Origin of the sequence: Sphaerisporangium fuscum, from assembly GCF_018531465.1 — a bacterium.
Lineage (GTDB): Bacteria > Actinomycetota > Actinomycetes > Streptosporangiales > Streptosporangiaceae > Sphaerisporangium > Sphaerisporangium fuscum.
In genome coordinates this window covers 38803-52244 of record NZ_JAHDTF010000043.1, presented here as the reverse complement: position 1 = coordinate 52244, position 13442 = coordinate 38803, and the positions used below count along the sequence as shown (strand labels likewise).

The 13442-nt window shown below is 72.5% G+C and carries 12 protein-coding genes; 6 read left to right on the top strand and 6 right to left on the bottom strand.

Annotated features, from left to right (window positions below):
* Positions 1 to 50: 50 nt before the first annotated feature.
* The gene (locus KIK05_RS40935) at positions 51 to 758 is read right to left on the bottom strand and encodes a TetR family transcriptional regulator (protein WP_214416285.1); all 708 of its coding nucleotides are present in this window, start codon (positions 756 to 758) and stop codon (positions 51 to 53) included.
* Between the two features lie 115 nt (positions 759 to 873).
* On the opposite strand from KIK05_RS40935, the gene KIK05_RS40930 reads away from it, so the two are divergent.
* From KIK05_RS40930 to KIK05_RS40915, 4 genes are all read left to right on the top strand, one after another.
* On the top strand, positions 874 to 2043 hold the full coding sequence (locus tag KIK05_RS40930) for an acyl-CoA dehydrogenase family protein (RefSeq protein ID WP_214416284.1): 1170 nt from the start codon (positions 874 to 876) through the stop codon (positions 2041 to 2043).
* A 309-nt stretch (positions 2044 to 2352) separates the two neighbouring features.
* On the top strand, positions 2353 to 2931 hold the full coding sequence (locus KIK05_RS40925; protein WP_214416283.1) for a TetR/AcrR family transcriptional regulator: 579 nt from the start codon (positions 2353 to 2355) through the stop codon (positions 2929 to 2931).
* Between the two features lie 105 nt (positions 2932 to 3036).
* Positions 3037 to 4338 carry a hypothetical protein gene (locus tag KIK05_RS40920; RefSeq protein ID WP_214416282.1) on the top strand — a complete coding sequence of 434 codons (1302 nt, stop codon included), beginning with the start codon at positions 3037 to 3039 and terminating at the stop codon, positions 4336 to 4338.
* A 93-nt stretch (positions 4339 to 4431) separates the two neighbouring features.
* A complete protein-coding gene (locus tag KIK05_RS40915; RefSeq protein WP_214416281.1) occupies positions 4432 to 5313 on the top strand; it encodes an alpha/beta fold hydrolase in 882 nt (293 codons plus the stop codon).
* 36 nt (positions 5314 to 5349) lie between these two features.
* Here the strand turns inward: KIK05_RS40915 and KIK05_RS40910 are convergent, their stop codons facing one another.
* From KIK05_RS40910 to KIK05_RS40900, 3 genes are all read right to left on the bottom strand, one after another.
* A complete protein-coding gene (locus KIK05_RS40910) occupies positions 5350 to 6600 on the bottom strand; it encodes an NAD(P)/FAD-dependent oxidoreductase (RefSeq protein WP_214416280.1) in 1251 nt (416 codons plus the stop codon).
* Positions 6601 to 6724: 124 nt separating this feature from the next.
* A complete protein-coding gene (locus KIK05_RS40905) occupies positions 6725 to 8269 on the bottom strand; it encodes a PucR family transcriptional regulator (RefSeq protein WP_214416279.1) in 1545 nt (514 codons plus the stop codon).
* Positions 8270 to 8505: 236 nt separating this feature from the next.
* Positions 8506 to 9750 (bottom strand): MFS transporter, encoded by a 1245-nt coding sequence (locus KIK05_RS40900; protein WP_214416278.1) that lies wholly within the window; start codon positions 9748 to 9750, stop codon positions 8506 to 8508.
* A 73-nt stretch (positions 9751 to 9823) separates the two neighbouring features.
* Between KIK05_RS40900 and KIK05_RS40895 the strand changes: the two genes are divergently transcribed.
* Positions 9824 to 10708 carry a LysR family transcriptional regulator gene (locus KIK05_RS40895; RefSeq protein WP_214416277.1) on the top strand — a complete coding sequence of 295 codons (885 nt, stop codon included), beginning with the start codon at positions 9824 to 9826 and terminating at the stop codon, positions 10706 to 10708.
* Between the two features lie 30 nt (positions 10709 to 10738).
* Here the strand turns inward: KIK05_RS40895 and KIK05_RS40890 are convergent, their stop codons facing one another.
* Positions 10739 to 11197 carry a hypothetical protein gene (locus KIK05_RS40890; RefSeq protein WP_214416276.1) on the bottom strand — a complete coding sequence of 153 codons (459 nt, stop codon included), beginning with the start codon at positions 11195 to 11197 and terminating at the stop codon, positions 10739 to 10741.
* A 138-nt stretch (positions 11198 to 11335) separates the two neighbouring features.
* On the opposite strand from KIK05_RS40890, the gene merB reads away from it, so the two are divergent.
* Positions 11336 to 12127 carry an organomercurial lyase gene (gene merB, locus KIK05_RS40885; protein ID WP_214416275.1) on the top strand — a complete coding sequence of 264 codons (792 nt, stop codon included), beginning with the start codon at positions 11336 to 11338 and terminating at the stop codon, positions 12125 to 12127.
* A gap of 13 nt (positions 12128 to 12140) precedes the next feature.
* On the opposite strand, the gene KIK05_RS40880 is transcribed toward merB, so the two are convergent.
* Entirely contained in the window at positions 12141 to 13436 is a 1296-nt protein-coding gene (locus KIK05_RS40880; protein WP_214416274.1) for a lanthionine synthetase C family protein, read from the bottom strand.
* Positions 13437 to 13442: the final 6 nt, after the last annotated feature.

Below are 13442 nucleotides of genomic sequence, written 5' to 3'. Positions count from 1 at the left end.
TCCCATGTCCGAAAGGTGGTATTGGTCCGGGTCGCGGGCCGGCGATCCGGTCAGGACGGCGAGCGGCCGGTGACGGTCTCGATCTCCTCGGCGATCCGCCACAGCGGGGCGCGCCGGGTGGTGAGGACGACGACGACCTCGTCGGACGGCGAGTCGTCCCCCGCCGACCGGCCGTCCACCCACGGCCGCAAGGCCCGCGTGACCTCGGCCATCGCCGCGGTCAACCGGGCGCGCGCGTCGCCCGAGCCGCCGGCCCGCAGCCAGCTCCGCAGCACGTGGTTGTGCGCGGCCACCATCGAGGCGCAGGCCACCTCGTTGCGCAGCCGGACCGCCTCCTCCGCGCCCCCGGGGTCGCGGTCGTTCATGTACGCCGAGAAGGCCCGCTGGTAGCGGCTGGTGGCGCCGACCTCCCATTCCCGCAGGGCGGGCACCCGCCGCGTCAGCTCGTAGCGCTTGACCGCCGTCTCCGGGTCCTCGAGGTACATGTCCAGCACGATGCCGGCCGCCTCGGCGATCACCAGGAGGGGGGAGCGCAGCGGAGAGGCCGACTCCAGGAACGCCACCACGCGCTTCAGGCACTCGTCGTGATCAGGGAGGATCGCGTCCTCCTTGCTGCGGAAGTGCCGGAAGAACGTCCGCCTGGCCACGCCGGCCGCGGCGGCGATCTCGTCCACCGTCGTCTCGTCGAACCCCGTGGTGAGGGACAGGCTGATCGCCGCGGACATCAACTCCCGGCGCACGTCTCGCCTCGTGGACATCTGACCCCTTCGAGCGTCGGTGGGCGGTCCACCGTAACACTCGCTCTTTCCTTACGTCACTCAGTGACTTACGATACGGCACGAAGTGCACGATTCCCGGGATTGGGTGAGACACATGAGCCTGGATGGCCACCTGCACGCCGCGGCCGAGGAGTACCCCATGCTCCGTGAGACGGTCCGCGCCCTCGCCGACGAGAAGATCGCGCCGCGTGCGGCGGCGGCCGACGAGAACGAGGAGTTCCCCTGGGAGGTCTACAAGGACCTGGTCGCGGCGGATCTGCACGCCGTGCACATCCCGGAGGCGTACGGCGGGGCGGGGGCGGACGCCCTGGCGACGGTGATCGTGATCGAGGAGGTCGCGCGGGCGTGCGCCTCGTCCTCGCTGATCCCGGCGGTGAACAAGCTGGGGACGGTGCCGCTGCTGCTGTCGGGGTCGCAGGAGCTCAAGCGGCGCTACCTGGAGCCGGTGGCGCGGGGCGAGGCGATGTTCTCCTACGCGTTGTCCGAGCCCGAGGCGGGGTCGGACGCGGCGGCGATGAAGACGCGGGCGGTGCGCGACGGTGAGCACTATGTGCTCAACGGCACCAAGATGTGGATCACCAACGCGGGCATCTCCGAGTTCTACACGGTCATGGCGGTGACCGATCCGCAGGCGGGCGCGCGGGGGATCTCGGCGTTCGTGGTCGAGAAGGGGGATGCGGGGGTGAGTTTCGGGGCCAAGGAGAAGAAGCTGGGCATCAAGGGCTCGCCCACCCGTCAGGTGATCCTGGAGGACGTGCGGATCCCGGCGGACCGGATGATCGGTGAGCCGGGGACGGGGTTCAAGACCGCGCTGGCGACGCTGGACCACACCCGCATCACGATCGCCGCGCAGGCGCTGGGGATCGCGCAGGGGGCGCTGGACTACGCGATCGGGTACGTCAAGGAGCGCCGGCAGTTCGGCAAGCCGGTGGCCGAGTTCCAGGGCCTGCAGTTCATGATCGCCGATATGGCGATGAAGCTGGAGGCGGCCCGGCAGCTGACCTACGCGGCGGCGGCCAAGTCCGAGCAGGCGATGCGGGGGGAGAAGGTGGCCGACCTGACGTTCTTCTCCAGCGCGGCCAAGTGCGCGGCCTCGGACGCGGCCATGGAGATCACCACCGACGCGGTGCAGTTGCTGGGCGGGTACGGCTACACCCGTGACTACCCGGTGGAGCGCATGATGCGCGACGCCAAGATCACCCAGATCTACGAGGGCACCAACCAGATCCAGCGCATGGTCATGGCGAGGCAGCTGCTGAAGTAGGCGTTGATGTGCGGAAACCCCGTCCAGCGGTGAAGCGGGACGGGGTTTCGCCGTGCGGCGACGACCAGAACCCGCACTCCGCAGCGGCGATCGGTTCGTGCGCGCCCTGGGACGACATGATGCCGGACAGCCGCTCGTCGACGGCCCTACGGGCGCGACAGCACCGCCGGCCCTCGCGGCGGGCTCGATCCCGAGCATCACACAGCGCCACGTGCTCGTTCGCCGTAGCCATACGAGAGCAGAGCCGTGCCGGTCGCGCCCGCCACCCGCTTTCTTGAACGGGCGATCCAGATACGCTAGGGTGAGCGCATGGCAAGGACCCGGGAATTCGACACCGAGGCGGCGGTGCGTCGCGCGATGGAGCTGTTCTGGGCGCGTGGCTACGAGGCGACCTCGGTGCGGGACCTGACCCGGCACCTCGGGATCGGGCAGGGTTCCCTGTATGCCGCGTTCGGCGACAAGGACGGCCTGTACCGGGCCGCGCTGGAGCACTATCGTGCCACCTTCGCCGCGGCCGCCCTGCGCAGCCTTGAAGAGGGGACGGACGCCCGCTCGGCGATCCGCGCGCTGCTGGTCGAACGGATCCGGATCGCCGTCGAACACGGCGGCCGGGGCTGCCTGTTGGTCAATGCCGCCACCGAGCGCCTGCCGGAGGACCAGCCGACCCGGCGCACCCTGCGTGACGTGCTGGGCGCCAACCAGGACGCGCTCACCGACCTGCTGCGCGCGGCGGTGGAGCGCGGCGAGATCTCGGCGCGGCACGACCCGCACACCCTCGCCGCCTTCCTTGTCACCTTCCTCAACGGGCTCCTCGTCTCCTCGAAGATCACCCCGGACGCCCGTGCCCTCGAACCCCTCGTGGAGGTAGCCCTGAGCACGCTCGGCTGATTTTTCACGCCCGGAATCTGTATCGGGCGATCCAGATAAGTCGCCGCCGTCGACACCGACGCCGGTGAGGCCGCTTGCGGCCTCGTCCACGACATCGGAGGAACCATGCCACCCTCGCACACCGAAACCGCCCCGGTCCTTGGCGGCAGCCGATGGAACACCTTCCCCGAGGCGAGCACCATGACCGCCCGCGAGTTCTTCACCGGTGCCCTGCCGCTGCTGCAGGGCATCATTGATGACAACGCCCTGACGAGCGCGGACGGTGAGGTGCTTCAGGCCCAGATCCGCGCGACGCTCGGCCTGGGCACACGGGAGACCTCCCTTCCGCTGGCCGTCGGCCCTGACAGCGCCACGGCCGCCCGCGAAGTGGGCGCGCAGGCCGAGGCCATAGGGCGGGTGATCGCCTCATGGGCGACCACGGCGCTGGACCGGCTGCTGACCGAGCCGATCCCCTTCCCCGCGGGCCCGCTCGTCGTCCGCAGCCACTGCTACGGTCACCTGCTCACCCCGCCCGCGGCCGACCTGCTCCGGGGCCGCCGCGGCGGGCCCGTCACGATGCAGCTCTACAACGAGTGGCTGCACCAGATGGTCCTGCTGCGGGATGCCCTGCTGCCCTTCACGAACTGGCAGGACGTCCCGCTCCTGGTCACTCCCAGCGGCCTGCGGCACACCGAGGCGGCCCGCGACCGATTCCTCACCGAACTCCTGGTCCGCCAGATCCGGCACACCAGCATCGTCGACTTCGCCCGCCACGTCGTCACCGGCACTTCCGGCCCCGACGGCTACGGCTTCGACGCGGACGGCGGCACCGCCCTGCCCGCCGTCATCGACGCACCGCCGCTCACCGCGCCCCAGCACCTGCTGACCTGGCGCCCCGACCCCGCCGTCGGCGAGACCGCCACCTACGTCGCCGAGTTGGACGACTACTACGCCGCGCCTCGCACGCTCATCGAGGATCTGCCGCCCGCCGCCCCGGTAGAAGGGCCGCTCCCCTTCCGTATCGTCATCGGGCCGGTCGCCGACGGCACCCGGACCGCCCACATCGCCGTGGCCCACGAGGGCACCACCGCCTGCGTCGACCTCGGCCAGGCCCTGCGCGGCCACCGCTTCGCCCACCGCCACCGCCACCGCCCCACCACAGGCAACGCGACCGCCGGCGACACCCGGACCGCGGACGTGTGGGCCGCACTGCGCGCACCCGGGCTGGTGTGGACGGAGGGCGGCGACGTCACCCTGGACGCCACCGGTCAGGACGACACCGTCGTGCTGGCACTGCTCGGCCGGCTCTACCCGGAGAACGTCGTCCTGCGCCCCGCCGGCCATCGCGCCGAACCGGTGACGGCGGGCGGCAACGGGCCGAGCCGCCTCGTCATCGACCTGCCGGACCACGACATCACCGACCGCTAGAACAGACCGCCGAAGATGCGGTGGCAGACGGCTGAGGCGGGCACCGGCCTCCGCCGCCGCCGCACCGAGGAACACAGGAAGTTGGTAAGGCAAATGATGTTCGACCACCACGGAGACCCGGTCCGCACGGGCCGTGCCACGGTCAACGGAACGAGTCTGCACTACCGGACGGGCGGGTCCGGCCCGGCAGTCGTACTGCTGCACGGCGTGCCCAAGACCGGCTACCACTGGCGGCACCTCCTCCCGAAGCTGACGCCGCACTACACCGTGGTCGTACCGGACCTGCGTGGCCTCGGCGACTCAGCCCGGCCCGCTGACGGATACGACTCGGCGACGATGAGCGACGACATCGCCGCCCTGATGGCTCACCTCGGGCACAAGTCCTACGTAGTGATCGGAGAGGACTGGGGAGCGGTGATCGGCTACCAGCTCGCCGCCCGGCACCGTGATCACGTCAACGCCTTGGTCTTCGCCGAGGCGCTCTTCCCCGGATTCGGCTTCGAGGACCACACCGCTCTCACCCCCGAGAACGTCTCCAGCGGCCTGCACCTGTGGCATCTGGGCTTCTACTTCCAGCCGGACGTCCCCGAGCTGCTGATCGCCGGCCATGAACGCGAACTGATCACCTACATGATCAAGAACGAGCGCAGCCACCCTGACACCGCGACCACCGACGCGGTCGACGAATACGTGCGCTGCTACTCGATGCCCGGAGGCATCCGCGCGATGCTGTCGATCTATCGGGCGATGCTCGTGGACGCCGAACAGAACCGGCAGGCGGCGCAGAAGAAGCTGGACATCCCGGTGCTGGCGCTCGGCGGCTCGGCGTTCATCGGCGAGCGGAACGAGGCGCAGATGCGGCTCATGGCCCACGACGTCACCGGTCACGTCTTCGACGCCGGTCACGACCTCGCCGAGGAAGTACCCGACGAGATGGCCGACGCGGTGCTGTCCTTCCTGGCCAAGCGCCTGTAACCGAGGGGCACGACGCCGTCGCCGGCCGAGCTGATGTCAGCGGGTGGGGTCGAAGGCCCGCAGGGCGGCGGGCTGCTTTCCTGTGGTGATCTGCTCCGCGAGCATGCGCCCGGTGATCGGCCCCTGGGTGATCCCCCACATGCCGTGCCCGCCCGCGACGAAGACGCCAGGGACGTTGGTGGCTCCGATGAGAGGCCGGCCGTCGGGGGTCACGGGCCGGGGGCCGACCCAGAGGTCGGTCATCGCGTCCCAGTCGACCCCGGCCAGCAGCGGCTCGGCGGACTTGATGATCGCGTCGATGCGCCGCCGCACCAGCGGGTGGTCCGGGCCGCGGAACTCCATCGTCCCCGCGACGCGGAGCTTGCCCTGGTACGGCGTGCAGGCGACGCGTACGGCCGGCAGGTAGATCGGCGCGGGCACGGGTTCCTTGGTGGGCACGGTGAAGGAGTAGCCGCGTCCGGCGCGCACGGGCACCCGGACGCCCCACGCCTTGCCGAGACGGTTCAGCCAGGCGCCGGTGGCCAGGACGACGGCGTCGGCCGTGACCGAGTCGCCGGCGCTCGACACCACGGTGAGCCCGCCGGTCCCGGTGCGCACGTCGGCGACATCGAAGCCGGACCGGATCTCGGCGCCGCGTGCGGTGACGGCGCGGCCCAGCGAGTGCGTGAACTCCCCGGGGTCGATGTAGCGCTGCCCTTCCAGCCGGATGCCGGCCCGGACGCGGGGGGAGATCTGCGGCAGCAGCTTGCCGAGTTCGTCACCCTTGAACGCGGTGTACTCGATCTTCAGCCCCGACTCGTTGATGCGCCGGAGCTCGTGCAGCAACCCCACCGCCTGGCGTTCGGTCTCGAAGGCGGCCATGATCGGCGCGTCGATCGTGGCCGCCTCGACGCCGTTGGACGTGAGCACGTCGAACGCCTCGAGGCACTCGTCGTTGAGCGGGATGTTCGCCCGTACGGCCTGGCCCCAGGACTTCCAGCTGCAGTTCAGGGCGAACCGGGTGAGGAAGGCCCACAGGCCCGGGTCGGGAGTGGCCGGCACGTGCAGCGGGGCGTTCGGGTTGAGCAGGGAGCTCAGACCGTAACGCAGGACGCCGGGTTCGTTCAGCGGGATCGCCAGCCCCGGCGAGAGCCAGCCCGCATTGCCCCACGAGGCGCCCGCGGCCACCCCGCCGCGGTCGACCACGGTGACGTCCACGCCGCGTTCCTGCAGGAACCACGCAGTGGACAGTCCAACGACACCGGCGCCGATCACTACCGCGGAACGCGGCCCACCGTCGATATGCATTGCCCTTTTTCTCCGCTCGCGTCTCTTGCCTGCCATGAGGATCGCCGATGTGAACGGGAAACGTGCTGTCCGCGTCGGACAAGCGCGACGGGGCGGTTTGTCCTGCTCCGACAAGCGCGGGCGGTCAGGGTTGTGTGTCCTGGTGGACGGCGAGTGCGATGATCATCGCCAGTCGCTTCTCCGGCACGTCGAGCTGCAGGTTCGTGATCTCGGCCATCTTCCTGAGCCGGTAACGCACGGTGTTGGGGTGGACGCCGAGACGCTCGGCGGCGGTGCCCAGGTCCCCCTGGGCCTCCAGCCAGGCGCGCAGGGTCGGGACGTATCGGGTGCCGCGTTCCGCGTCGTACCGGGTCAGCTCGGCGACCGGCCCGCGGGCGGGGGTGCGCCCCGACGCCGCGGCCGCCCGGAGGCGCTGCAGCAGGATCTCGTCCCACGACTCGTCGTACACGACCGCCGGGGCACCGCCGGGCCGCGCGGCCCGCAGGGCGAGGCTCTCGTCGGCCTCCCGCCTGCTCGCGGGCAGCTGGGCGGCCTCCGCCGCTCCGCCGATGCCGGCGAACACGGTGACCGGCCGCGGCAGGACGCCCGAGATCGAGGCGAGCCAGTCGCGCGCGGGCGTGACGTCGCTCGCGCAGGGCAGCACCGTGTACAGGGTGTTGCCGAACAGCGCGCTACGCCCGGGCCGTGACCAGCCGAACCCCGTGGTCGCGCGCTCGAAGGCGAGCAGGACCGCCGCGTGCCTCTCCTCGGCGATGTGCGCCTGGAGTGCGATCACCCGGAACCGCCCCTGTGGCAGGCCGAGCCTGCTGATCACCCGGGGGGTGTCGGCCGAGCCCTCCAGCAGCTGGATGACGAGGTCGGACTCCACCTGCCGTTCCAGATCCGCGCTGACCCGGGAACGCAGCAGGTACAGCGCGACGGCCCGTGCTCCGTCGCACAGGACGATCTGCTGATCGTCGGACAGCCGGCGCTCGCATTCGACCCATATGGATCCCAGCAGCTCGCGTCCGGCGCGTACGGCCACCACCATGCGGCCCCGCAGCCCGTGCTCGGGCGCGGGCTCGACGAACAACGGCTCGTCGGAGGCCGTCAGGTGCGCGAAGACGCCCTTGCTCTCCAGCAGGCGGTGCATGGCGTCCGGTACCCGTCTGCCCAGGATCGTCTCCAGCCGTACCGGGTCGGCGGACTGCTGCGAGCGGGAGTAGGCCAGAACCCGCGACATCTGGTCCTCGATCGTCACCGGGGAGCCGATATCGGTCGCGAGCGTGTCCGCGAAGGCGAACAGATCGGTCGGCCCTCGCCCGGCCTCGGTCTCCCGGCCTTCGAGCGTCAGGCCGTACACCACGCCGAAGAGCTGGCTCCAGGACACCGCGGGTTCCACGAGCAGCACGGCGATCCCGCTGTCGCGCGCGTCCGACAGAGCGCTCTCGTCGAGGGGCGGCTTCCCTCGCACCAGCACCGCGGCGGCACGCGCCGACCGCGCCAGCCGTACGGCGTCGGCCGCGGACTCCACACCGACCGAAAGGAACACGTCACCGGTCGCGGGGCGGGGGTCGGTCGGATCGTGCACCACCACGCTGCGCAGCTCCACGTCCCGTGACGGCACGGCGCAGCACAGCCGCGCCCCGTAGCCGCCGAGGACGTTCACCAACCGGTCCAGCTTCAGCATCTGCCGTGCCCACCTGTCTCGATGTCGCGCCGGCGATCCCGAAGGCCGCCCCGAGGCTCGGGGAGGGCCGCTGACCTGCCCCGTTCGCGCCCCTTCAGGAGGGTTCCGCCAGTGCAAGCCGCAGCGTACACGCGTGGGAGGTGCCCGGCGGCGGCGGCCTTCGCCCGGCCCGCCGCCCTGACCGTCGAACGCATCCCGGGCGCCGTTTCCCCGAGCCGGCCCCGCGCACCGCACGGTCAGGTGCTGGACGCGGATCGGGCTCGTCCGGCCGGGAGGGGGGAGTCGTCCCGCACCTGGTGAGCGGGCACCGGGATCACCCAGGGCCCGGCCAGGAGCGCGACGGCGACCTGCGCGGCCCCGGCGACGATCAGTGTCGGCCCCGCGCCGGCCAGGCCGATGACCGCTCCGCCGGCGAGCAGGCCGAGCGACACCGCCCCGTCGTGCACCAGGCTCTCGGCGGCGAAGGCCGCCCGCCGTTCCGCGCCGTCGGTCCGAACGGTGATCAGCCGGTTCATCGCTCCGATGCCGAGCGGCATGGCCAGGCCGCCGACCGCGGCCAGGCAGGCGATCAGCGTGAGCGACGAGGTCACCGCGGGCAGGGCGGCGAAGGACGCCCCGAGGATGATCCATCCGGTGGCCATGGTGCCCAGTGACGGCAGCCGGGGGACCAGCGCCGGCGCCATGAGCGCCCCGACGATGGAGCCGGCCCCGTAACCGGTCATGCCGGCCGAGATGAGCAGGCCGGGCCGGCCGGTCTCGGCGCCGAGGATCGCCAGCCCGAGGGTGAAGGCGAACCAGACGAGGCCGCCGACACCGGACATGGTCACGGCGCGGCGTACCTCCGGGTGACGGGCCAGTACGTGCCGGAGGGCCGGCGCGTCCGTCATCCCGCCGCCGGTGGCGGGGGCCGCGCCGCCTCTCACCGTCAGCAGCACGGCCGCACCGAGACCGACGCCCACCGCCTCCGCCCAGAGCAACCGGAACGGGCCGCCGACGGTGATCGCCCAGCCGGCCAGCGGCGGCGCCACGATCATCGTGCTGCGGTGGGCGAAGTCCTGCCAGGCGAGCATCCGGGAGGCGACGCCGGAGCCCAGGCGGTCGCAGATGTCGGCGAGCAGCGCCCGCTGGGCCGGGGCGCTCACGGCGGTGGCGCAGCCGGTGATCAGGCCGGTGGCGGCCAGGTGGATCGGGCCGACGGTGCCGACGGCGGCGCCGATCGGGACGACGAGCAGCCCCACCACCTGGACGGCGAGCACGACGGCGAGAGCGCGGCCGGTCGTCAGGCGTTGCCGTAGTCCCCGGGCCCACCACGCCGATGTGAGCATGGGCAGCCCGACGGCGCCGCCGACCAATCCGGTGGTCCAGGGGGATCCGGTCTCGGCGAGGGCGACGAGGGGGAGCGCCACGGCGGTCGTCCGCTGCCCCATCCAGGTCAGGAACGTCGTGGTCAGCATTGCGGCGATGTCACGGCGAGCAGTCACGGAGCCAATCCTGGAATCGGGTGAGATCCCCAGGTAGATGGCGGATCGCCCTGTCAGCTCATAATGTCGGCATATGAGCTCATTACCAACGGTCGAGGATCTGCGGCTCGTCGAGGCGCTCGCCCGGCACGGCTCGATCGGCGCGGCCGGGCGGGAACTGCTCATCAGCCAGCCGGCCGCGAGCAACCGGCTGGCCGCGCTGGAGCGCAGGATCGGCGAACGGCTCTTCGACCGGGACACCACGGGTGCCCGGCCGACGCCGGCGGGGCGGGCGCTCGCCGCGGAGGCGGCACATGTCCTCCGGCACCTGGAGGCGATCTTCGACCGGACCCGGGCGGCGGCGCGCGCGGCCATCCTCACCGTCGGCACGTTCGGCAGCCTCGCCCCGTGGCTGTTCCCGGCGTTGCAGGAACTGCTGGGCGAGGTGACGGTGCACCAGGTCACCGACCACGGCGAACGGCTGGTCGAGTGGGTCGGCGAGGGGTCGCTGGACGCGGCCTTCGTCGCGATCGCCGATCAGATGCGGCTGCCCGGTACGGTGAAGGGCGTGCCCGTGGCACGCGACCGGCTCGCCGTCCTCACCCCGCCGGACGTGCCGCTCGGCTCCGGGCGCAAGCCGTTCGCGGGCCTCGACGTGGTCGCCTACACCTACGACACCTCCACCGCCACGCTGCACCGGCGGCTCTCCGAGCTGGGCGGGCGCCCCCGGGCGGCGGCCACGGCGGAGACGGCCGTACGCATGGGGCGCCTGCTTCGCTGCCCGATCGTCATGCCCCGTGGGCTGGGCCTCTCCTACGCCGAGCCCCAGGAGCGGATCTCGGCGGTGGCGGTTCCGGGGAGGCTCACCCTCTTCATGGTGACCCGTCGCCCCGCACCGCCCGACCTGACGGCCGCCGTGAGCAGCCTGCCGGCCCGCCTCGGTCTGGAGCCGGCGTCGGAGTCACCCGACGACGCCTGAGAAGCCGCCGACGAGGTGCTCCGTCCGTCCCTACCGACCCTGGCCGGTGTCCTGCTGGTCCCGGCTCCGGATCTGGGTGCATCGGGGGAGGTCTCTGATGCCTCCGCCCTCGGGGATCATGCCCCAGAGGAAGGGGATCAGGTACTGAGGGGGGCCGCCCAGGAGCACGGCCAGTTCGTCCTCGGTGACGGTGAGGGGGAAGGCCGATCCGCGTCTCCCGGGGTCCCAGCCCTGTTCGACGGCCCGCCGGACGCAGCCGGCGACCAGGAGGGGGCGGACCGCGATCGTGCGTTCTCCGACCTGGTTGTCCGGCCGGGCGCAGGGGAGCGACACCACGAGGACGGACCCCGGCTCCTCGGCCCGCTCCACGGTGAAGGTGAGGGGCATCCGGTCGTCGCCCTGCCGGTAGCGGGGCCTCCTCGGGACCCGCCAGCGGAAGACGGCGCCGTCGACGACGATGCGCCGTGAGCCCTTCCTCGGCCTGCCCACCGGTGCCTCCCAGGCTTCTCCTTCGTTCCGTCGCCGCGGCGGAAGCGGATCCACGAGGCTACCAGCCGTGTCACGACGGCCCGCCTCGGCGGACCTGGAGCGGTATCGATCCAGGTCAGGGCGGGTATGGCCACACGCATGGACGACCTGGCAGACGTGCGGGTGTTCGTTTACCGGCGCTTCGCCGAGACCGGCGACCCACCCGCCCCCGAGGAGGTGGCCGCCCAGTTCGGCATCGGCCTGGACGAGACCCTGGCGGCGCTGCGGCTGCTGCACGACTCCAACCTGCTCGTGCTCGACGCCGAGCGGCGGGGCGTCATCATGGCGCACCCGTGGTCGGCGGTGCCGCTCGGATTCGTCGTCGCCGGCGAGAAGGTGAAGTGGTGGGGCGGCTGCGCGTGGGACTCCTTCGCGATCCCGGCCCTGGTGGGCCAGAAGTGCCTGGTGGCCACCCACTGCCCCGGCTGCGGCAGGGCGCTGGCGGTCGACGTGTGCCCCGACGAGCCGACCACGGCCGAGCTGGTCGCGCACTTCCTGGTGCCGGTGGCGCGCATGTGGGACGACGTGCGGTTCGCCTGCTCGCACCAGTCGCTGTTCTGCTCGGAGGAGCACGTGGGACGGTGGCTGCGCGAGACCCGCTACCCGCGGGGCGTCCTGCTCGACATGCACACCTTGTGGCTGCTCGCCACCCGCTGGTACGAGGGGCGGCTCACCCGGGAGTACCGCCGCCGCACCCCCGACGAGGCGCGGGCGTTCTTCCGCGAGCTCGGCCTGGTCGGCCCGTTCTGGGACAACGCCCCGGCGCCGCCCGGCCCGTCCGGGGGCGAGAGATGGGGCCTGCCCCGCACCGAGCCGGCCCTGCTGGCGCGCTCGGACCCGTCACTGCTGTCGCCGGAGGCGAGGACCGCTCCCCGGCCGGCCTCCCCCTGACCCGGCGCGCCGGTCAGGACACGAGCAGGGCGGCGTCCCAGCCGACCGTGGGCCCGTCACAGGCGTAGGCGTCCAGGGCCAGCGCCACCCCGGCGGCGCCCTCCAGGAACCCGGACATGTCGGCGCCCTGGGCGAAGCGGTACCCGAACGGCAGGTCCTCGCGGAAGCGCGTGATCACGGTCGCGGCCAGCTCGTCCCGGGCCCGGTCGAGCCGTTCGTCGCCGAGATGCCCGTTGAGCAGCCCGACCAGGTGCAGCAGCCCGCTCCAGCCGTGGCACAGTCCGGCGTCCGGGACGCTCCACTCCTCCCACGGGGTGGCGAGCACGGCCAGCACGGACGCGTGGGCCAGCTCGTGCCAGTCGTCCCGCCCGAGGGCCAGCGCGGCCAGCTGTACGGCACGGGACACCCCGGGCGATCCGTAGCACCACGACGGGCGCTGCCGCGTGCGCGGGGAGGCCCGTCCGGCGGCCCACTCCTCGATGCTCACGTGGGAGGGCCAGTGCGGGCCGTGCTCGTCCTCCACCGCCCACCGCCGCAGCAGCCCGACGATGCTCTCGATGGCCTCCCGCTGCCCCTCGACCACGTGCCCGTCCCGCCAGGCGAGGGAGAGCAGGGCCAGCGGCCCGCTGACGCCGTGCGAGAGCCCCAGGTTGAGGTGCCCGTCGGGCAGCCTGTCCTCCATGCCGGCCCGCGGCGGTGCCATGGACCACCAGTGCGGCACCCGCAGGCCCCGGTGGGCGACGTCGCCCCGCGACATCGACACCAGGTAGGTCAGCACCATCTCCAGCTCGGCGCCGCAGGTCTCGGCGCGGGCGAGCAGGTAGCGGCCCAGGCCGCTCATCCCGCGGACCACCTCGAACTCGCCGTTGCTCGCCACCGGGGCGCCGGTGACCGAGGGCAGGGCCGCGCGCGTCAGTCGCCTGGCGTAGTCGTCCAGCCGCCCGAGCGCCGCGACGTACCCGCCGGTCCGCCGGTGGGCGACCAGGGTGGCGAACGCCAGCGCGCCGACGCCGCCGTAGATGCTCACCGTGCCCGCGGCCCCCTCGCCCGCGGCCGTCGCGCGGGCCAGGTAGCGGTGGGCGGCCACGACCTGCCGCTTGTCTCGGTGGGTGGTGCCGCTGAACGCCAGGGAGACGCCGGGGTACCCGTCGGCCAGCGACAGGTCCTCCCACAGCGACTGCGCCCGCCCGTCGTCGGACACCTCTGCGGCGAATCCGGTGGCGGCCGCGGTGGCGTCCGGATCGGCCAGCCGCTCCAGCAACCGGTCCACGACCTCGCGTGCCCGCTCCCGCTGGTCCTGCCTGCTCATGTCCTC